The 20,824-nt window shown below is 57.2% G+C and carries 21 protein-coding genes; 20 read left to right on the forward strand and 1 reads right to left on the reverse strand.

From position 1 onward, the window contains the following. Positions 1-49 precede the first annotated feature (49 nt). Both QK300_RS00095 and QK300_RS00100 read left to right on the forward strand, forming a co-directional pair. Entirely contained in the window at positions 50-553 is a 504-nt protein-coding gene (locus QK300_RS00095) for a universal stress protein (protein WP_281300007.1), read from the forward strand. Between the two features lie 114 nt (positions 554-667). Beyond that, on the forward strand, positions 668-1,240 hold the full coding sequence (locus QK300_RS00100) for a NifU family protein (protein ID WP_281300006.1): 573 nt from the start codon (positions 668-670) through the stop codon (positions 1,238-1,240). 12 nt (positions 1,241-1,252) lie between these two features. Here the strand turns inward: QK300_RS00100 and QK300_RS00105 are convergent, their stop codons facing one another. Next, a complete protein-coding gene (locus tag QK300_RS00105; protein ID WP_281300005.1) occupies positions 1,253-2,314 on the reverse strand; it encodes a polysaccharide deacetylase family protein in 1,062 nt (353 codons plus the stop codon). A gap of 128 nt (positions 2,315-2,442) precedes the next feature. Here QK300_RS00105 and QK300_RS00110 point away from each other — a divergent pair, with 128 nt between their 5' ends. The 18 genes from QK300_RS00110 to infB all read left to right on the forward strand — a co-directional run bounded on the left by QK300_RS00110 (position 2,443) and on the right by infB (position 20,823). Continuing rightward, complete coding sequence (locus QK300_RS00110) at positions 2,443-3,036, forward strand: malonic semialdehyde reductase (RefSeq protein ID WP_042088145.1); 594 nt, start codon at positions 2,443-2,445, stop codon at positions 3,034-3,036. Between the two features lie 11 nt (positions 3,037-3,047). After that, positions 3,048-3,755 carry a tRNA (adenosine(37)-N6)-threonylcarbamoyltransferase complex dimerization subunit type 1 TsaB gene (gene tsaB / locus QK300_RS00115; RefSeq protein WP_281300004.1) on the forward strand — a complete coding sequence of 236 codons (708 nt, stop codon included), beginning with the start codon at positions 3,048-3,050 and terminating at the stop codon, positions 3,753-3,755. Beyond that, positions 3,752-4,261, forward strand: coding sequence for a ribosomal protein S18-alanine N-acetyltransferase (rimI, locus tag QK300_RS00120; RefSeq protein WP_281300003.1), 510 nt, complete (start codon positions 3,752-3,754; stop codon positions 4,259-4,261). Before tsaB ends, rimI begins: the two co-directional genes overlap by 4 nt. Positions 4,262-4,373: 112 nt before the next feature. Then, the gene (locus QK300_RS00125) at positions 4,374-4,796 is read left to right on the forward strand and encodes a MucR family transcriptional regulator (RefSeq protein WP_042088147.1); all 423 of its coding nucleotides are present in this window, start codon (positions 4,374-4,376) and stop codon (positions 4,794-4,796) included. A gap of 165 nt (positions 4,797-4,961) precedes the next feature. After that, on the forward strand, positions 4,962-5,393 hold the full coding sequence (locus QK300_RS00130; protein ID WP_281320805.1) for a Fur family transcriptional regulator: 432 nt from the start codon (positions 4,962-4,964) through the stop codon (positions 5,391-5,393). Between the two features lie 72 nt (positions 5,394-5,465). Continuing rightward, positions 5,466-6,284 carry a 1-acyl-sn-glycerol-3-phosphate acyltransferase gene (locus QK300_RS00135; RefSeq protein WP_281300001.1) on the forward strand — a complete coding sequence of 273 codons (819 nt, stop codon included), beginning with the start codon at positions 5,466-5,468 and terminating at the stop codon, positions 6,282-6,284. A 78-nt stretch (positions 6,285-6,362) separates the two neighbouring features. Next, positions 6,363-7,838, forward strand: coding sequence for a tRNA (N6-isopentenyl adenosine(37)-C2)-methylthiotransferase MiaB (miaB, locus tag QK300_RS00140; RefSeq protein WP_281300000.1), 1,476 nt, complete (start codon positions 6,363-6,365; stop codon positions 7,836-7,838). Positions 7,839-7,914: 76 nt separating this feature from the next. After that, the gene (locus QK300_RS00145) at positions 7,915-8,991 is read left to right on the forward strand and encodes a PhoH family protein (protein WP_348651791.1); all 1,077 of its coding nucleotides are present in this window, start codon (positions 7,915-7,917) and stop codon (positions 8,989-8,991) included. Further along, a complete protein-coding gene (ybeY, locus tag QK300_RS00150; protein WP_281299998.1) occupies positions 8,991-9,689 on the forward strand; it encodes an rRNA maturation RNase YbeY in 699 nt (232 codons plus the stop codon). Before QK300_RS00145 ends, ybeY begins: the two co-directional genes overlap by 1 nt. Beyond that, positions 9,686-10,555 carry a hemolysin family protein gene (locus QK300_RS00155; RefSeq protein ID WP_281299997.1) on the forward strand — a complete coding sequence of 290 codons (870 nt, stop codon included), beginning with the start codon at positions 9,686-9,688 and terminating at the stop codon, positions 10,553-10,555. Before ybeY ends, QK300_RS00155 begins: the two co-directional genes overlap by 4 nt. Positions 10,556-10,646: 91 nt before the next feature. Beyond that, complete coding sequence (gene lnt, locus QK300_RS00160; RefSeq protein WP_281299996.1) at positions 10,647-12,173, forward strand: apolipoprotein N-acyltransferase; 1,527 nt, start codon at positions 10,647-10,649, stop codon at positions 12,171-12,173. Positions 12,174-12,353: 180 nt separating this feature from the next. Continuing rightward, complete coding sequence (locus QK300_RS00165; protein WP_281299995.1) at positions 12,354-12,758, forward strand: helix-turn-helix transcriptional regulator; 405 nt, start codon at positions 12,354-12,356, stop codon at positions 12,756-12,758. Between the two features lie 209 nt (positions 12,759-12,967). Further along, the gene (metK, locus tag QK300_RS00170; RefSeq protein ID WP_348651792.1) at positions 12,968-14,149 is read left to right on the forward strand and encodes a methionine adenosyltransferase; all 1,182 of its coding nucleotides are present in this window, start codon (positions 12,968-12,970) and stop codon (positions 14,147-14,149) included. A gap of 36 nt (positions 14,150-14,185) precedes the next feature. Then, the gene (locus QK300_RS00175; RefSeq protein WP_281299993.1) at positions 14,186-14,953 is read left to right on the forward strand and encodes a tRNA (guanine(46)-N(7))-methyltransferase TrmB; all 768 of its coding nucleotides are present in this window, start codon (positions 14,186-14,188) and stop codon (positions 14,951-14,953) included. Positions 14,954-15,150: 197 nt separating this feature from the next. Then, entirely contained in the window at positions 15,151-15,639 is a 489-nt protein-coding gene (rimP, locus tag QK300_RS00180) for a ribosome maturation factor RimP (RefSeq protein WP_281299992.1), read from the forward strand. Positions 15,640-15,680: 41 nt separating this feature from the next. Beyond that, on the forward strand, positions 15,681-17,270 hold the full coding sequence (gene nusA / locus QK300_RS00185) for a transcription termination factor NusA (protein WP_281299991.1): 1,590 nt from the start codon (positions 15,681-15,683) through the stop codon (positions 17,268-17,270). A 12-nt stretch (positions 17,271-17,282) separates the two neighbouring features. After that, positions 17,283-17,960, forward strand: coding sequence for an RNA-binding protein (locus QK300_RS00190; protein WP_281299990.1), 678 nt, complete (start codon positions 17,283-17,285; stop codon positions 17,958-17,960). 43 nt (positions 17,961-18,003) lie between these two features. Next, positions 18,004-20,823, forward strand: a complete 2,820-nt coding sequence (gene infB / locus QK300_RS00195) for a translation initiation factor IF-2 (protein WP_281299989.1) — start codon at positions 18,004-18,006, stop codon at positions 20,821-20,823. Position 20,824: the final 1 nt, after the last annotated feature.

Here is a 20,824-nt window from a genome sequence, read left to right on the forward strand (position 1 = left end):
CCTTGCATCATGGCATCGGGCTTGCCACCATCGGCTTATGGTAAGCAGCATGAACATCAAAAATGATCCCCCCCTTGGCCCGATCAAGGATCGGCCCCGCAATTTTGTGGTGGTGGTGGATGAAAGCGAAGAAACGCGGCTGGCCATCCGCTTTGCCTCGGGCCGCGCCGGGCATATCGTGGGGGGTGGCATCATCCTGTTTCATGCTGTGGCCCCCGCCGATTTCCAGCATTGGATGGCAGTGGCGGATCGGATGCGCGATGAAGCCCTGGCTGAAGCCCGGGCGATGCTTGAAGATGTGGCGGCGGGCATTTATGCCTATTCCGGGGTAAAGCCGGAAATCATTGTGCGCGAAGGCCAGCCCAAAGAAGAGCTGTATCAATTCATCAAGGAACGTCAGGATTTATTCGCTTTGGTTTTGGCCGCAAGCCCAGGGGGCGAGCCGGGGCCTTTGGTGGATTATTTTTCCGGACCTCTGGTGGCTGGCCTGCCTTGCCCGGTGGTGATTGTGCCCGGCAGCCTTGACCCCGAGAGCATCGACCGCCTTGTTTGAATAAATCACGACGGATATAGTCTGAATTACTTGACCTTGGCTGGCTTTGACGCCACATAAGCAGGGAACCCATAGGGTGCTGCCTCCGGGTGGCACTGATCACGAGGATGTTTCATGTTTATTCAAACCGAACAAACCCCCAATCCCGCGACCCTGATGTTTTTACCCGGGCGCACTGTTCTTGAAGACGGAACGGCGGAATTCACCGATCCCGACAAAGCCAAAGCTTCTCCTTTGGCAGAGGCCCTGTTTGCAGTTGCGGGTGTGGAGGCGGTTTTTCTGGGGACCGAATTCATCACTGTCACCAAAAACGACAGCCATGAATGGTCACAGTTGAAGCCGGATATTCTGGCAGTGGTGATGCAGCATTTCACCTCGGGTGCGCCGGTGCTCCTTGATGCTGATGCCCCCCGCACCGGCGGCCCGGCCGAGATGGAAAGCGATCCGGCCGATGATGAAATCATCAATCAGATCAAGGAACTGCTTGATGCCAAGGTGCGCCCGGCGGTGGCCCGCGATGGCGGCGATATTACCTATCACGGCTTTAAAGAAGGCGTAGTTTATCTGCATATGCAAGGGGCCTGTGCGGGCTGCCCCAGCTCAACCATGACCTTGAAACAGGGGATCGAGAATCTGCTGCGTTATTATATTCCGGAAATCACCGAAGTGCGGGCTTTGGCCGTATAAGCTGCAAAGCTTTCAATCCGGGCTGCCGGGTACATAGAAAAATTTCCCCAGCCAAAACCAGCGGCCCTCGGGTCCGGGCAGGGTGCAGTTGATTCGGCTCCGCCCGGGGGGAAAGGGTTTGTCGATCCGAACCTCGATCCGGCGATTGCCCAGATTTTCGATCTGGGCCTGCTGGCTGTGGCTGGGATAGCAGGCCAAGGCTGAAAGGCCGGGGATATCCATCATCAGGCTGAAGCCATAGGCGGGCGCGGGGCTGTCTGGTTGCAGGATCGGCCCCCGGGGCACGACATCGGATATTGGCAGGGCGCGCGCCGGGGCGATCAGGCGAAAGCGATCTTCGGTTGCATAATTTTCGTTGAAGGGAAAGCGCGGCAGGGAAAATTGATTGTCCCACGCGGCCGCCACGCCGGAATATTGCGCCACCGCACCCTTGAACCCCATCTCGCGGAGCATGGTTTCCAGCTCGGGTCCATATTCACCATAGGGCCAGGCAAAAAGATCGGGCACGGCCCCCAATTCTTCGCGGAATCGATCACTGGCGCGCAGAATATCGGCCCTGGCAGCCTCCACCCCTTCATCCACCATATGCATATGCGCGGCGCCATGATGGCCGATCGCCACCCCGTCATCCGCAAGAGCGCGCAGCGCATCCCATGTGAGATAGCCGGGTAAGCCCTGATCCACAGGATCGGTGGCAACAAAAAGCGTGGCCGGAAAGCCACGGGCTTTCAGCATCGGCCAGCCGGTGGTGGCAAAGGATTGATAGGCATCATCGATGGTGATGGCGACCGTTTTTGCAGGCAGCGCCCGCCCGCTTTGAAAGGCGCTGAAGATCTCGGACAACGGCAGAACGGAATAACCGCCCGCAACCAGTTCATCGAGCTGGAATTTGAATTGATCGGTGCGGATATTGGTGAGGGGGATGCCATCCTCGCCAAAGCGATGATAGATCATGATCACCGCATCCAGCTGATCGGCAGCGGCCAGATCGCGCGGCTTTTCGGATGCGGCCAGAGCAGAATGGCCGAAGATGGCCGCAAGCCACAGAGCGCAGAGGATGGTGCGACATCTCATCAGAGAACGATTTGCCAAGCCCCATGGGATGCGGCTAAAAAGCCCGTTATCTTGATGATGGCTGTGATATGTGATCATGGTCACTTTATGTCCGATATTTTTGAAAGCCGAGTTAAAAGGAGAGCCCCTTGAGCGCGACCTTATCTGATGCCGCCCTCGATACCTTGTTTCGCACGGCCCGTTCCTATAATCGCTGGCAGGCGAAATCTGTTTCGGATGAAACGGTCGGGGCCCTTTATGATCTGCTCAAATATGGGCCCACCAGCGCCAATTGTTCTCCGGCGCGCTTTGTGTTCGTGAAAAGCCAAGAAGCCAAAGCGCGGTTGATGGAGCATGTGATTGTAGGCAATCGGGTGAAGGTTGAACAAGCCCCCCTCATTGTGATCATCGCATGGGATCGGCAGTTTTATGATAAAATCCCGCAATTATTTCCCCATAATCCCGATGCGCGCAACTGGTTTGCCCATGATGCAGAGGTGGCACAGAGCACGGCTTTTCGCAATGCCACCTTGCAAGGCGCTTATCTGATGCTGGCGGCGCGGGCTTTGGGCCTTGATTGCGGGCCGATGAGCGGCTTTGATCAGGCGGGTCTTGATGCTGATTTTTTCCCCGATGGCCAATGGGTTTCAAATTTCATCTGCGCTTTGGGCCATGGCAGCGAAGAAGAGCTATATCCCCGCAGCCCGCGTCTTGCCTTTGATGAGGCTTGCCGCATTCTATAAGGATCGCGCCTTTGTTGCTGGCTTTTGATACCGGGGCCGATCAGTGTTCACTGGCACTGTGCCCGCTCGATCCTCTCGATCAGGCCCCCTTTCTGGCCAGCCGGGCCATGCGCCGGGGTCAGGCTGAAGCCTTATTGCCGATGATCGCGGATCTGATGGCTGCCCATGCGGTGGCTCGATCAGATATCAGTCATCTGGCCGTGACCACCGGTCCGGGCAGCTTTGCCGGGGTGCGCATCGGCATTGCGGCGGCGCGGGGGCTGGCGCTGGCTTTGAACCTGCCCCTCTATGGCTTTGGCACTTTGGAAGTTTTGGCCTTTGCCGCCTGTGATCGCCGTTTGCCAGCGGCTGAAGCCTTGCCCATTCTGGCAGCCATTGCGGCCCGGGGCGATCAGCTTTATGTGCAGGCCTATGATGCGGCAGGGGTTGCGCAAGCAGACCCCAAAGTCAGCGACGGGGCGGCAATGGCGCGAGATTATCAGGGCTTTTCGGGGCTTTTGGTGGGGAGCGGGGCGGCGGCGCTGAAGGCGGTTTTGCCCCATGCCCAAATGGCCCAAACACCCGCAGCTTTGGCGGCATCTTTGGCAGCGCTGGCGCGCCACCGCATCAAAGGGGGGGCACCCGGAACCCGGCTCCAACCGCCCACGCCTCTTTATCTGCGCCCGCCCGATGCCACCCTCAGCGCGCGGCCCGGTCTCACCCATCTGGAGCGATCATGACCATGCGAACCGATGATGTGCCAGATGATGTGAAGCCATCGGATCTGATGGTCCTGAAAACGGGGATCGAGGGCGCGGATATCGTCTTTGCCCTGCATCAGGCCTGTTTCCCCCCCGGCAGCGGGGAGCGCTGGAGCCATACCGATCTGTGCGAGGTTTTGCGGATGCCGGGGACACTTGCCCTCATTGCCAGCCGGGATGATCAGCCTTTGGGCTATGGCCTTGCCCGTTTTGCCGCTGATGAATGTGAATTATTATCCTTGGCGGTGGCCGATCCCCAGCGTCGGTCGGGCGTGGCCCATGCTTTGGTGGGGCATCTGATCGATTTGTGCCGCAATCGCTCAATGGCGCGGTTGTTTCTTGAAGTCCGCGAAGATAATGAGGCAGCCCGGGCCTTGTATAACAAATCGGGCTTCAAAATTGTGGGCCGACGCCCCAGATATTATAAAATGGCCAATGGAACGGCCAAAGATGCGGTGACGATGGCATATTCCTTGAACGATTGATCATCCTTAAAAAATCATCACGTAAAATTCTTGAAGTATTCGCATATTTTCGTATATCAATCTCATCTGTATAGCATCTGTTGCACAAACCTTTAAAGTTTATGCAAAATAAATGAGATTGGGAGTAACGGCTTTGAAAAACGATGAATTGCTTGCCTTGACCGCGGATATTGTCGTCTCTCACCTTTCGAACAACTCTGTCCCGGTGTCCGAACTCCCAAAATTGATCGAGGATGTGTATCAGGCCTTGCGGTCGATTGGATCAGAGGAAGCGGTGGTCGCCGAAGAGCGCCCGGAACCGGCGGTGCCGATCAAGAAATCGGTGACCCCTGATTTCGTGATTTGTTTGGAAGATGGCAAAAAGCTCAAGATGCTCAAGCGCTATCTGAAGGCCCGCTTTGATATGACCCCGGAAGATTACCGCGAACGTTGGGGCCTGCCCGCCGATTATCCCATGGTTGCCCCCAATTACGCAAAGCAAAGACAGGCTTTGGCGAAGAAAATAGGGCTGGGCACCCGGCGGCGGAAATCCTGATCCTTTAACAGAAGCGGATGCCTTTTTCGGCGGTCTGATGGAAAATCTGACGAGAAGTTTTTGCTTTTCGGCTTTCAAAGCCTGTCGCGATGGTGAAAATATCGCTATATAAGCACGAAGATAATGGTGTTTGTCCCTGCTAGGGCAGGAATCGGAGAGATGATGATGGATGAGCAGCAGCCCGATATCGAACAGAAATGTGTCGAAAAGGGGATGCGCATGACTGATCAAAGGCGCGTGATCGCCCGGGTTTTGAGCGATGCCACCGATCATCCCGATGTGGAAGAGGTTTATCGCCGCTCGATAGCGGTGGATGATAAAATCTCTATCGCCACGGTGTATCGCACGGTCCGCCTGTTCGAGGAATCGGGGATCTTAGAGCGCCATGATTTTCGCGATGGCCGTTCGCGCTATGAGCCGGTGAGCGACGAGCATCATGATCATCTGATCGATCTGGAAACAGGCCAAGTGGTTGAATTTCATAATGAAGAGATCGAAAGGCTGCAACAGGACGTGGCGCGAAAGCTGGGTTATAAGCTGGTGGATCATCGGATGGAGCTTTATGCTGTGCCCTTGTCGCGCAAAGATAATGCATGAGGAATTGCCCTGACCTTTGCCCCAACTGATCGCGCCCCAGCCGAGCGGCAGGCCCCTGCCGGGGGCGATGACATGATGACCCCCGAAGTGCGGACCTTGCGAGAACTTCGGGGCACTTTGTCATTTCATCCCGGGGCGGCGCTCGCTCTGGTGGCCATCGTATTAAGCTGTTGTCTTGCCATTCCAGTGCAAATGTTCGTGCTGCGCTTTCTGCCCTCGCGCTGGTGTTTTCTGCCACGCAGCCTCAGCCATCTGATCAGCCGCCTCATCGGGGTGGAAACCGAAGTGCGCGGGATTGAGGCCAAAGGCCCGCTTTTGCTCGTGTCCAATCATATTTCATGGCTCGATATCCCGATCATCGGCGGCCAGTGCCATGCGGCCTTCATTGCCAAAAGCGAGGTGGAAGGCTGGGGTGGCATCAGCCTGATGGCCCGGCTTTATCGTTCGGTTTTCGTGGATCGCGGGCGGCCCCGCAGCAGCATGGATCAGCGCAATGAAATCAGCTCTCGATTGGCCTCGGGCGATAAGCTGATTTTGTTTGCCGAGGGCACATCAACCGATGGAACCAGCGTCAAGCCGTTCAAATCCGCATTGTTTTCGGTGGCTCAGGATATTGATAATCTCAATATTCAATGCATGACCATCGCCTATACCACCATTAATGGGATGCCCATTTCGCGTTCCATGCGGCCTTTGATCGGATGGTATGGCGATATGGAACTCACAAGCCATATCTGGCAGATTTTGCGTTTGGGGAAAATCAAGGCGGTGATCCAGTTCCATCCGCCCATCAGATTAGATCCATCCCTCAGCCGCAAAGACCTGGCCCGGCTTTGTCATGAAACCGTCTCCAAAGGCTTGGCAGATGCCAATAGCGGGCGGCTTGAGTGATCCCCATTCTTGGCTTGGGTCGTGGGGGATGGCGGCTTTTTCTTGCAATAGGGGGCGGTTTTCGTCCATAGGCGCATCATGAATATTGAACAGAACATATCCCCGGCGTCTCCCCCTGATGCGGCATCCCAATCAGGGGATGAAAGCCCGCGCACCGTCTATATCAAAACCTATGGCTGTCAGATGAATGTTTATGACAGCCAGCGCATGGCCGATGCTTTGGCATCCCGTCATTTCGTGCCGGTTGATCAGCCCGATGAGGCTGATCTGGTGATTTTGAACACCTGCCATATTCGCGAAAAGGCGGCGGAAAAGGTGTTTTCTGAAGTCGGCCGCTTGAAACGCTTGAAAATCGAGCGCACCCGGGCGGGCAAGGGCATGTATATCGCCATTGCCGGCTGTGTGGCGCAGGCCGAAGGGGCAGAAATCGTTCGCCGGGCACCGGCTGTGGATATGGTCTTTGGGCCGCAAACCTATCATCGCCTGCCGGATATGATCAGCCGTGCCGATGAACAAAGGGCGCGGGGCCAGACTGTGCGGGTGCTCGATACCGATTTCCCTGCCGAAGATAAATTCGATCATCTGCCCGGAAAAAGCGGACATAAGGGCCCGACGGCTTTTCTCACCGTGCAGGAAGGCTGTGATAAATTCTGCACTTTTTGCGTGGTTCCCTATACCCGTGGGTCTGAAGTTTCGCGCCCGGTGCAGGCGATCATCGATGAAGCCCGGCGTTTGGTGGACGGCGGCGCGCGCGAAATCACGCTTTTGGGGCAGAATGTCAATGCCTATCACGGCTTGAGGGCGGACGGGCGCAGCGAAAGTCTGGCCGGGCTTTTAGCGGCCTTGAACGAGATTGATGGCCTTGCACGCTTGCGCTATACCACCAGCCATCCTCGGGATATGAGCGATGATCTGATCGATGCTCATGCCCGCCTCGATGGTTTGATGCCGTATCTGCATCTGCCGGTGCAATCGGGTTCTGATCGCATTCTGAAAGCGATGAACCGCCAGCATCGGGCGGAAGATTATCTGGCGATCATCGAAAAACTGCGGGCTGCCCGTCCCGATATTGCCTTATCCGGGGATTTCATCGTCGGATTCCCCGGTGAAACTGATGCGGATTTTGCCGCCACCCTCGATCTGGTGCGCCGGGTGTCTTATGCTCAGGCCTATAGCTTTAAATACAGCCCCCGCCCCGGCACACCGGCCAGCATCATTGAAGATCAGGTGGATGAAGGGGTGAAAACCGAAAGGCTGGCCGCCCTGCAGGCCCTGCTCAATGAACAGCAGCTTGCTTTCAATCAAAAATCCGTGGGCCAGACAATGGCGGTTCTGCTCGAACGTCCGGGCAAAATGCCGGGGCAGTTGCTGGGTCGCAGCCCTTATAATCAATCTGTGCATGTGGATCTGCATGCCTTGGGGGCAAATGGCCCTCTGGACGAACAGGCATCACAGTCATACAGTCTTAAGACTGGCAGTAATCACATGGGCCAGCTTATGATGGTTGAAATTCAATCCGCCGGACCCAACAGCCTGCGCGGCAGGCAGATCTGAAGCCGGCAGAAAAAGGCATGGAGGTCGATTGAGCAGTCTGACAGAGGTGCAAAAAGTTCAGATCCGCAAAAACCGGATGCAGCAGGAACAGGCCCGCGCCCATGCGCCCGGCCAGGATGATGCGGCCCGGGTGATATTGGATTTCGAGAATAACAGGCTGCTCGCCGCACTTTATGGGCCGCATGATCGGCATCTTGCCCGAATCGAGCAAACCCTTGATGTTGTTATCGTCAACCGTGGCAATCGGCTTTTGATCACGGGCGCTCCCGGCGCTTGCGAAATGGCCGCTCAGGTGCTGCAAGCGCTTTATCAGCGTTTGGAGCGGGGTGAAATCCTTGAACAGGGCGATCTTGATGGAACAGTGCGCATGATGGGCGGGTCTCCCGGTCTTGTGGATGCGGGAGGCGGGCCAAAGGCGGCATCCCCGTCGCAAAAGCCCATGCCGGGCGGTGGGGCGGATGCGGGGGGCGGCGTGCGGATCAATACCCGCAATCGCATTATTCAGCCGCGTTCGCCCATGCAGGAACGCTATATGGCGGCCCTTCAATCCACCTTGATGACCTTTGGAATCGGCCCGGCGGGAACCGGGAAAACCTATCTGGCGGTGGCGATGGCGGTATCGCGGATGCTGTCGGGCGATGTGGAGCGGATCATCCTGTCGCGTCCGGCGGTTGAGGCGGGGGAAAATCTGGGTTTTCTGCCCGGTGATCTGAAGGAAAAGGTCGATCCCTATCTGCGCCCGCTTTATGATGCCCTTTATGATATGATGCCTGCCGATCAGGTGGAAAAACGCCTGTTATCAGGGCAGATCGAAGTGGCCCCCCTCGCCTATATGCGGGGCCGCACTTTGGCGAATGCCTGTGTGATTTTGGATGAGGCGCAAAATACCACGCCGGTGCAGATGAAGATGTTCCTCACCCGTTTTGGGGAAAATTCCCATATGATGATCTGCGGCGATCCCAGTCAGGTCGATCTGCCCCCCCACACCCAAAGCGGATTGATGAGCGCTCTTGCTATTCTCGAAGATGTCGAAGGCATTGCCGTCATCCGCTTTACGGAAAAAGATGTGGTGCGCCATCCTCTGGTCGCCCGGATCGTTGCCGCCTATGAACGCCAAAGCGCCCAAGCGCCCAAATCGGATCGTGATATTTGATGCCTGATGACCCGTCCAGTCCCGCCGGCAGCGGCCCGGTCGTTGCCAAAGATAAAACCCTCCACACGATCATTGATGGGGCCCGGATCGATGTGGCCATAACCTGCGGTGATTGGCCAGCAGAGCGCCCGCCCAAAGCGGGGCAAGGCCCAGCCGATGGGGCCCCATCCCCTATAAGCCTGTGCCAAAAGGCGGCAAAAGCCGCGCTCAGGGGCGGGATCGCCGGTCGCCCCGATCTGCACTCTTGTCTCGCATCCTTGGCCCCCGATCAGGCACGGGGGATGATGGTGGAATTGGCTTTGGAACTGGCCGATGATCAGCGGGTGGCCGGGCTCAATGCCGATTATCGCGGCAAAAGCGGCCCCACCAATGTTTTATCCTTTCCGGCATTCGAGGCCGATGATCTGGCGGCCGCCTTTGCCGCCACCCCCCCGGGCATGCCCCTGATGCTGGGCGATCTGATTCTGGCCGATGGGGTTCTGGTGCGGGAGGCTATGGCGCAGGGCAAAGATTTTAGTGATCATCTTGTGCATCTTGTGGTGCATGGGGTGCTGCATTGTTTGGGCTATGACCATCAAGAGGATGATGAGGCGAGCATCATGGAAGCCCTGGAGCGCCGAATTCTGGCGGATTTGGGGGTTTCCGATCCCTATGCCGATACTGGCCCCCATGACGATAAAGGGAGAGCGGGCCAATGAGCACGATGCTGGCCATTTTTCGCAAATTGGGCTTGGGGAGAAACGATACCGGCCTGCGCGAAACTCTTGAAGGCATTTTGGAAGATCATCGCGATGAACTGGGGGCGTTGTCTTTGGGCGCCGATGAAATCAGGATGTTGTTCAATATTCTTAAGAATGGCGATCTGCGCATCCGCGATATCATGGTGCCCCGGGTGGATGTGGTGGCGGTTGATATCGAAGAACCCTTTGATCAGATTTTAAAGCTGTTTGCCGAGGCCGCCCATTCCCGCCTGCCCCTTTATCGGGGATCAATGGATGATATCATCGGGATGGTGCATGTCAAAGATGCCCTTAGCCTGCTTCATGGCAAGGGAGCCGGGCAATCCGATCAGCCGGCCCGGGTCTCCGATATCCAGCGCCCGGTTTTGTTTGTGGCGCCATCCATGCGGGCCATGGATTTGCTGGCAAAGATGCGGTCGAGCCGGATTCATATGGCGGTGATCGTTGATGAATATGGCGGCACCGATGGCCTTGTCACCATCGAAGATCTGGTGGAACAGATCGTGGGTGATATCGAAGATGAGCATGATACCGAAGAGCCGGTTCTGATCCGGCCTTTGGGGGAAGGCAAATTCGATGCCGATGCGCGTTTGTCCTTGGAGGACCTGGAAAAAACCATCGATATCGATCTCACCGATGAACGCTGGGAAGATGTGGATACGGTGGGGGGTCTGGTCTTTTCCCTGGCAGGCCGGGTGCCGCAGATCGGCGAGCGGATCAAGCATGAATCCGGGGTTCGTTTTGAAGTGGTGGATGCTGAACCCCGGCGAATTTTGAAGCTGCGGATTTTTACGCCCAAAACCGTTCTCGCGCGCCATGCATGATCAGCCTGCGGCGCGGTTTGATCCGGGGCCTGCCGAGGGCCGATTTGCGCATATTGGGTCGTTGCTGCACCGGGCTTTTTTAAGGCGGCGCATGGGGCGATGGGCCGTTTTGTTTTTGTTGGGAGCGCTTAGCAGTTTCGCCTTTGCCCCATTTTATATTCTGCCCGTTTTATGGATCAGTTTTCCCCTGTTTTTGCTGATTGTGATGGGGGCGGATCGGGGGCGGGGCGCCTTTATCGATGGCTGGTTTTTTGGCTTTGGCGCCTTTGCCATTGGCCTGCGGTGGATCGTTCAAAGCTTTGCCAATCAGCCATCGGTGCCTGATGCGATGGGGCCACCGGCGGTTTTGCTTTTAGCGGCGGTTTTGGCTCTTTATCCGGCCCTGGCGGCGGCGCTCAGTTGGCGATTTGCCCCCAAAGGCCCACTGGGTCTGGTGTTTTTTGCCCTCGCCTTCATTCTCATGGAATGGCTGCGGGGGCATCTTTTCACCGGTTTTCCGTGGAATCCGATCTCGGCCATCTGGACCGTCTGGACCCCGATGATGCAGCCTTTGGCGCTGATCGGCCCTTATGGCCTTGGTTTTTTGACGATGATGCTGATTTTGACCCCCTTGGGTTTCAGCCCGCGCTTTCGGGGCCGCAGATTGTGGTTTTATCCGGCTTTGATGCTGGTTTTGCTGATCATCTGGGGCGGCTATGGGATGTGGCGGCTGGATCAGCATCCCACCAAACGCGATGGCACCATCACGGTGCGGCTGGTGCAGGCCAATATTCCCCAAAAGCAGAAATGGGATCGGGCTTTGCGGCGGGCGCATTTCGCCGATTATCTGGCCCTGAGCGATGGCCTGCCCCCCCCCGAAGGCCGGCTTTTGGTGATCTGGCCGGAAACCGCGATCACCGATCCTTTTTTTGATCGATCCCCCGGCGGCCGGGCGCTGGTGGCGCGGATGCTCCCCGATGATGGGATTTTGCTCGCCGGATCGCTGCGTGTGGAAGCAAGCCCCGATGCCGGGCAAAAAGCCTATAATTCCTTATTCGCCTTTGATTCAAAAGGTGGTTTGCCGGGCTTTTATGATAAGCATCATCTGGTGCCTTTTGGTGAATATCTCCCGGCGCGCGGGCTTTTATCGGCGCTGGGTCTGGAAAAACTGGCGGGGGGGATGTTTGATATATCCAAAGGCCCCGGACCACAAACCCTTGCCATCGAAGGCCTGCCGGTGATCAGCCCCCTGATCTGTTATGAGGTCATTTTCCCCGGTGCGCTGCGCCCCCGGGGGGGCGAAGCCGGTTTGCTTGTGAACATCACCAATGATGCGTGGTTCGGGATGAGCTCTGGCCCGCATCAGCATTTTGCCCAAAGCCGGATGCGGGCGGTGGAGCAGGGATTGCCTTTGCTGCGCTCGGCGGGCACCGGGATCAGCGCCGTGGTCGATCCATTGGGCCGGGTTCTGACCGAGATCAGGCTGGGCCAAAGAGGCGTGAGCGACAGCGCCCTTCCCCTCAAGCTGGATGGCAAAACAACCTATGCGCGGATCGGCGATTGGCCCTTGTGGATCGGTCTGATCGGGGTGGTTCTTTTTTTGATGATCCGTAAAAATACACGTTTTGCGGGCTTCTGATCGTTGAAATTCAAGCCGAATGTGCCTTGACCGCTGTTCTGCTCTCACGCTAAACACAAGAGTGCGTGTTATTGGTCTGTTTTCTTGATACGATATTAGGGTTGTGTTTTACTCTGTTCTGCGTTTAAAGACAAATTCCGTCTTCGCATCCTACTTGACATAATAACAAGGATTCCCCCTGTGGCAGCAAACCCTGATCCCATTGATGTTCATGTTGGTTCGCGCGTGCGTCTTCGCCGAACATTGCTTGGCATGAGCCAGGAAAAGCTTGGTGATGCACTGGGCCTGACCTTCCAGCAGATCCAGAAATATGAACGCGGCGCCAATCGGATCGGGTCGAGCCGCCTTTTCAAGCTCTCGCAGATCCTTGATGTGCCCGTTTCTTTCTTTTTTGATGATATGCCCGATGATGTGCAAAAGGCCAATCGCGGCCTTTCGGATACGCCCAGCGAACCTTTCGAGGCGGATCAGCTGTCCAAGCGCGAAACATTGGAACTGGTCAGGGCCTATTATAAAATTACTCAGCCCAAAATCCGCAAACATATGTTTGAATTGATCAAATCCATCGCCCATAGCGAGAGCTGATCGGTTTTTCATTTACTTCCTTAACGTTTATAGACCAACCGCCCAAGGCATTTGGGTTGGTTGCCATTGGCGTTGGTTCATCCGTTTTATCTGTTCAGATCGATATGAGGTTAAGCATATAAAGATTTCTTTATGCTTGTTCCTGTGCGTTGGCTTCGTTATAGATTTGAAGATCTTTGACGGGCCAAATTTGGCGATTGGAGGAACAGGTGGCGCAAAGCAATTATCTCTTTACCAGCGAATCCGTGTCTGAAGGGCATCCCGATAAAGTATCGGATCGCATTTCTGACAGCATTCTCGATCTTTATCTGGCTGCCGATCCCAATGCGCGCGTGGCGGCAGAAACGCTGGTCACCACCAATCGCATCATTTTGGCTGGCGAGGTGCGCGGCCCCTCTTCCATTGGTCCCAAAGATCTGGAGCGGGTAGCCCGGGATGCGGTCCGCCAGATCGGCTATGAGCAGGATGGCTTTCACTGGGAAAAGGCCAGACTCGAATGCCTGATCCATGAACAATCGACCGATATCGCCATGGGTGTGGATGCCAATGAGGCGGCCAGCAAAGAAGAGGGCGCTGGCGATCAGGGCATCATGTTCGGCTATGCCTGCCGGGAAACCGATGCCTTGATGCCGGCCCCCATCCAATTTGCCCATCGTATTCTGAAAAAGCTCGCCGATGTGCGTCATTCAGGCGAGGCGTCGCTTTTGGAGCCCGATTCCAAAAGTCAGGTGACCTTGAAATATGAAAATGGCCAGCCGGTGGCCACCACATCCATCGTGGTGTCTACCCAGCATCGTGAAGAGATCAGCCAGCCCGATCTGCGCGAACTGGTGCGCGGCTATGTGGAGCAGGTTTTGCCCGAAGGCTGGATGTGCCCTGATGATGCTTTTTATGTGAATCCCACCGGTAAATTCGTGATAGGCGGCCCGGATGGCGATGCGGGGCTGACCGGGCGCAAGATCATTGTCGATACCTATGGCGGCGCGGCGCCCCATGGCGGCGGGGCCTTTTCTGGAAAAGACCCCTCGAAAGTGGATCGCTCAGCGGCCTATGCGGCACGCTATCTGGCCAAAAATGTGGTGGCCGCCGGTTTGGCGGATAAATGCACCATCCAGCTTGCCTATGCCATTGGCATTTCTCATCCGCTGGCGGTGTATACCGATTTTCATGGCACCGGTGCGGTCTCCGAAGATCAGGTCTCGAAACTGTTGCGTGAATTGATGAGCCTGTCGCCCCGTGGGATTCGTGAGCATCTCTCCCTCAACCGCCCGATTTATGCGCGCACGGCGGCTTATGGTCATTTTGGCCGGGAGCCAGAGGCGGATGGCGGCTTTTCCTGGGAGAAAACCGATCTCGCCGATCCTTTGAAACGGGCCTTTGGCGCGCGATAGGGCGGCAGCACGCCCCTGAATCAAGGGTAGGCGAGAGTGAGTGCGGATATGATCAGCGAAGAGCGGCGGGCCCGGCTGAATGAGCGGCAATTTTTTGGACGCCGCAAAGGCCCGGCCCTCAGCCCCCGGCAGCAGGATGTGATGGTTCGGGGCTATGCACGCTATGGCATTGATCTACCGGAAAAATCATCTGCCGCTTCGTCATCCAAGGCATCTGATCCCGGCGATCAGGGGGCTGTGGCCCTTGATCTTCCTGCCCTGTTTCCGGCCGGGATCAAAAGCTTCGGGCTGGAAATCGGCTTTGGCAAGGGCGAGCATCTGGCCCATCAGGCGCGCACCCGGCCCGAGATGGGGCTTATCGGCTGCGAGCCTTTTTTGAATGGCATGGCCGCGTGCCTTGATGTGCTTTTGCGCGATGATATCACCAATGTTCGGGTTTATATGGATGATGCGCGGGCAATGATCGATGCCCTGCCCGATGCCGGATTGGATATCGTTTATCTGCTGCATCCCGATCCATGGCATAAAAAGCGCCATGCCAAACGGCGCTTTGTGAACCCGGATAATCTCGATGCCCTGGCCCGGGTATTAAAGCCGGGCGGGGAATTGCGGATCGTTACCGATGATCCTGTTTATCGCCAATGGACCGCCATCCGCATGACCGAGCGGACGGATTTTCGCTGGATGGCGGAAAAGCCCGCCGATTGGCGCACGCCGCCCGCCGATTGGATCGACACCCGCTATGCCCTGAAGGCCGAACGCGAAGGCCGCTTTGATTGTTTTTTCCGCTATCAAAAGCTTTGATAGGGGGATAACGGGCTCTTGTGCGGGCTTGTGCGATGGGCTGCTCTGTGTATATATAGCCCTGCTCTCCCAAACATGCGGGATCAATGTTGAGGAGTGGGCCCCGGCCCACTTTTTTTGTTTAGCATGGCCTTTCCAATAGGGGGGCACGGGGGGCGTGGAAAGCGGAACAGACGATCGGGACGGCAGAAGCGAAGATGGATGCGGCACAAAAGGTCAGGGCGATCATCGAACCCACTGTAGAATCAATGGGCTATGAATTGGTACGGGTCAGCTTTGGTGGGGATGCCCGGGCCAAATTGCAGATCATGGCCGAACGCCCCGATGGAACGATGTCGGTGGATGATTGTGCTTTGCTGAGCCGGGAAGTTTCGGCGCTTTTGGATGTTGAGGATCCGATTCCGGGCGAATATGTGCTGGAGGTCAGTTCTCCGGGGATTGATCGACCACTGACCCGCGCCAAGGATTTTGAACGCTGGGCTGGCTTTGAGGCGCGGATCGAATTGGATGAAAGCCATGAGGGCCGCAAGCGCTATCGTGGGCTTTTGCTCGGTCTTGTGGGGGATCAGGTGCGGCTGCGGGTGGATGGTGAAGATCTGGATATTCCGTTTGATCATGTGCACAAGGCAAAGCTTGTGATGACGGACGACTTGTTAGACATGGCGCGCCGCGCGGCGCGTGATTGAGAAAAGTGGGCCCCGTGCCCGGAATGAGGAGCGAGAAGAGCATGGCAGCGGCGGTCAGTGCCAACCGGCTTGAACTCTTGCAGATCGCGGATGCGGCTGCGCGGGAGAAAATGATCGATCGAGAGATCGTTCTGGAAGCAATGGAAGAAGCCATTCAAAAGGCTGCCCGCACGCGCTATGGGGCGGAAAACGAAATCCGGGCGCAGATCGATCGCAAAAGCGGTGAGATCAGGCTGTTTCGGGTGATGGAAGTGGTGGAAGAGGTGGAAACCCCCGCCACCCAGATTTCTTTGGCCGATGCGCGCCATGAAAAAGAAGATGCCGCCATCGGCGATTTTCTTGCCGATAGCCTGCCGCCCATCGATTATAGCCGCATCGGGGCGCAAACCGCCAAGCAGGTGATCGTGCAAAAAGTGCGCGATGCCGAGCGGGATCGCCAATATGCCGAATATAAAGATCGGATCGGCGAAGTGGTGACCGGGGTGATCAAGCGGGTGGAATATGGCAATGCCATTGTCGATCTGGGCCGGGCCGAAGCGATCATGCGCCGGGATCAGGTGATCCCGCGTGAGCATCTGCGCCAGAATGAACGCATTCGCGGGATCATTTATGATGTGCGCCGGGAAACCCGCGGTCCGCAGATTTTCATGTCGCGCACCAAGCCGGAATTCATGTCGGCCCTGTTTGCTCAGGAAGTGCCGGAAATCTACGACAATATCATCGAGATCAAAGCCGTGGCCCGCGATCCCGGCAGCCGGGCCAAGATCGCTGTTTTGTCGAATGACAGCTCCATCGATCCGGTGGGCGCCTGTGTGGGGATGCGCGGCAGCCGGGTGCAGGCGGTGGTGAATGAATTGCAAGGGGAAAAGATCGATATCATCCCCTGGCAGGATGATCAGGCCAGCTTCATCGTCAATGCCCTTGCCCCTGCAGAAGTGGCCAAGGTGGTGATGGATGAAGACAGCAATCGAATCGAGGTGGTGGTACCCGATGATCAATTGAGTCTCGCCATCGGGCGGCGTGGCCAGAATGTGCGTTTGGCCTCGCAGCTCACCGGCTGGACCATCGATATCATGACCGAACAGGAAGAAAGCGAGCGGCGTCAGGAAGAATTTACGCAGCAAACGCAGTTTTTTGTTGATGCTCTTGATGTTGATGAAACCCTTGCCCAATTGTTGGTGGCGGAAGGCTTCAGCGATCTGGAAGAAGTGGCTTATGTGGAGCCGGATGAACTGGCTGCCATCGAAGGCTTTGACGAAGATCTGATCGGCGAATTGCAAAAGCGGGCGCTGGATGCCCTGGAAGCGCAAAGCGCCGTTGCCGAAGAAAAACGCCGGGCTTTGGGGGTTTTGGATGAACTGGCCGATCTGGATGGCCTCACCCCCCTGATGCTCGTGGCTTTGGGCGAGGCTGATGTCAAAAGCCTTGAGGATTTTGCCGGATTCACCACTGAAGAGCTGGTATCGGATCGGGATGCACCCTTGCGGAATGCCGGGCTCGATCCTTTGGAAGCACAGAATTTGATCATGAAAGCCCGCCGATTGGCTGGCTGGATCACCGATGAAGATCTGGAACAGGCGTCTGATGGGGATGACGACGGCCTTGCGGACGAAACGCCAGAGCAGGCATAAGGACCGGACCGTTTGGGACACTCTCGACAAAAGCGGGAAGAGCCCGAACGGCGCTGTCTGGTCTGCTCGGAGGTGGGGCCAAGAGAGACGATGATTCGTCTTGTCATGGCGCCGGATGAAAAATTGATCCCTGATCTGGCGGAATCCCTGCCTAGTCGGGGGGTTTGGATCAAGGCTGATCGGGCATCGTTCGAGCAGGCTTTGGACAAAAAGCGATTTATAGGGGCCGTGGCACGATCCTTGAAACGACCGATAACGCCAGCGATGGTGGATCGGGCTTTACCGGATCTGATTGATCGGCTGCTTTTGGATCGTGTGACGGGTCGGCTTGGGCTGGAAAAACGGGCGGGCCGCCTTGTGACGGGCTTTGAAAAGGTACGGGCGGCCCTGCTTTCGGGGCGGGCGTCGATCCTGATCGAAGCAGTGGATGGAGCTGCAGATGGGCGCCGAAAGGTGCGTGCTGCGGCTGGAGAAACGGTTGCGATTGCAGCGCTTTTGGATCGAACCCAATTGGGTTTGGCATTAGGGCGTGAAAATGTGGTACATGCAGCCGTTCTGAAAGGGACAGGGGCAACGCGCCTGCTGTGTGAATTGGAAAGACTGGCCCTTTGGCGCGGTCAGTCACTGGCTCCGGCCTTGAATTTGGCGGTGCCGCCTGCGCGGCCTGCCGGGCCTGGAGCCGAGGAATGACGGATCGCGGGGATAGTCTCCGTGTGTAGATCGAAGAGAGAATATGAGCGACGACAACAAATTAAGCCTCACTGGGCGCGGTAAACTGGGTGTCGGCACGAGCCGCGATCAAGCGAATGTTCGGCAGAATTTTTCCCATGGCCGTTCCAAACCGGTTGTCGTTGAGCGACGCCGGAAGCGGGTTCTGAAAAAAGGAACCGGGCCGGAAGCGGCAGCGGGCAGCGATAGTCCGGCAAGCCCGGCGGCCCCCGTGGCCCCGGCAACCGCGGCAGCCCCAGCAGCGCCGGTCGCAAAAACCGATGCGCCCAAACCAGCGGTGGCAACGCCCGAGGCTGCAAAGCCTCGTCAGGCTGAGCGTCCATCAGCGGGTTATAGTGCGCGTCAATCCTCTGCCTCTTCGGCGCACCAAACGGTGGGCCGGTCTGTGGGCCGATCATCCGGTCCTTCCGGGGGCCAGGATAGCAGGAGTTTGACGAGCCAGGAACTGGCCGTGCGCAAGCGGGCGCTGGAAAGCCTGGATGCCGAGCGCAAGCGCGCCGAAGAAGAACATCAACGTGTTGAGGCCGAGGCGCGCAAGCGCGCTGAAGACGAGCGTCGGCGCAAGGCAGAGGAAGAAGCCGTGCGCGAAGCGGCCGAAGCCCAGCGCCGGGCCGAAGCCAAAGCCGCACCGGAAGGAGCCGCTTCTGCCGCCGAGCCAGCAGCGATGGCCGGGGGCGAGTTGACCAAGGCCGAAGAACAGGCCAAGCGCCTTGCCGAGCAGGCTGCCAAGCGCGCCGCTGAAGACAAGATCCGCAAAAAGGCAGAGGCCGAAGCCCGCAAGAAAACCGAAGAAGAAGAGCGGGCCCGCGAAGAAGCGCACAAACCTGAATCAACCAAGGTCGATACCAAAAAGCCGGTGAAGCGGCGTGAGGAAAAGCCCGAGGAAGATGATGAAAAGCGCAGCCGGGGCAAGCGCAGCCGGGGGGGCGATAGCCGCCGTTCGGGCAAGCTGACGGTCAATCGCGCTTTTGATAGCGAAGAAGAGCAGGAGCGCCGTCGGTCGATGGCAGCCTTCCGGCGTGCTCAGGCCAAGCGCCGGGGCGGCCAATCAATCAAGGATCAGGAAAAGCAGGCGCGAGACGTGATCATCCCCGAGGTGATCACCGTGCAGGAATTGGCCAATCGGATGGCGGAAAAAGCCACCGATGCCATCCGGGTGCTGATGAAAATGGGCGTGATGGCCACGATCAATGAAAATCTTGATCAGGATACCGCTGAAATCGTCGTAACCGAATTGGGCCATATCCCGCGTCGTGTTTCGGAAGCGGATGTGGAAATCGGTTTGGTTGGCGAACAGGATGATCCGGCCGATCAGCAGCCCCGGCCCCCGGTCGTCACGATCATGGGCCATGTGGATCATGGGAAAACCTCGCTGCTTGATGCCCTGCGCTCCACGGATGTGGCTTCGGGCGAAGCCGGCGGGATCACCCAGCATATCGGCGCTTATCAGGTCAATCTGCCTTCGGGCGCGCGGATCACCTTCCTTGATACGCCGGGCCATGAAGCCTTTACCCAGATGCGGGCCCGTGGGGCCAGTGTCACCGATATCGTGGTTCTGGTGGTGGCTGCCGATGATGGCATCAAGCCGCAAACCATCGAAGCGATCAACCATGCCAAGGCCGCCAAGGTGCCGATGATCATTGCGATCAACAAGATCGATACCCCCGGGGCCAATCCTGAACGGGTGCGACAGGAATTGTTGCAGCATGATGTTCAGGTTGAAGCCATGGGCGGTGATGTTCTCGATGTTGAGGTCTCGGCCCTGAAGCGGACCAATCTCGACAAGCTTGAAGAAGCCATCATCTTGCAATCCGAAGTGCTGGAATTGAAAGCCAATCCCAATCGCGCCGCCGAAGGCGTGGTGGTGGAAGCCAAGCTGGAAAAAGGCCGAGGTCCGGTAGCGACGGTTCTGGTGGCGCGCGGCACTTTGCGGGTTGGCGATATTGTGGTGGCGGGCGGCGAATGGGGCAAAGTGCGCGCCCTGATCGATGAACGCGGCCAGCAATTGCAGGAAGCCGGGCCGGCGCGTCCGGTGGAAATTCTCGGTCTCAATGGGGCCCCATCGGCCGGGGATGCTTTCTCGGTCGTGGAATCGGAAGCGCGGGCGCGCGAGGTGTGCAGCTATCGTCAGCAGCAGATTCGCAAGCGGCGTCAGTTTGTGGCCCCCACCAGCATCGAGGGTATGTTCACCCAATTAAAAGAAAAGAAAGCCGAAGATTTTCCTGTGGTCATCAAGGGCGATGTGCAGGGCTCGGTTGAAGCCATCGTGCAATCGCTGGCGAAAATCGGCGGAGATGATATCAAGGCGCGGGTTTTGCATGCCGCCGCCGGGGGCATCACCGAAACCGATGTCACCCTGGCCAATGCGTCGGGCGCCTTGATCATCGGCTTTAATGTGCGGGCCAATAAACAGGCGCGCGAAGCTGCCGAACGGGATGGCGTGGCGATCAAATATTATTCGGTGATCTATAGCCTTGTGGATGAAGTGAAGGCGGCGATGGCCGGTCAGCTTGGTCCGGTGATCGAGGAAACGACCATCGGCATGGCCGAAGTGCGCGATGTGTTCTCGGCAGGGAAATCGGGCAAGGCTGCCGGTTGTTTCGTCAATGAAGGGGTGATTCGCAAATCTGCGAAGGCCCGTTTGTTGCGGGATGATGTGGTGGTCTACACCGGTCGCCTCACCTCATTGCGACGCTTCAAGGATGATGTGGACGAAGTGCGGTCTGGCACCGAATGCGGGATGGCCTTTGAAAATTATCAGGATATGAAGGTTGGCGATCAGGTCGAAATCTTCCAGACCCGCGAGGTTGAACGCAAACTCTGAT

Origin of the sequence: Iodidimonas sp. MBR-22 (assembly GCF_029946565.1) — a bacterium.
Taxonomy (GTDB): Bacteria; Pseudomonadota; Alphaproteobacteria; order Sphingomonadales; family Rhodothalassiaceae; genus Iodidimonas; species Iodidimonas nitroreducens.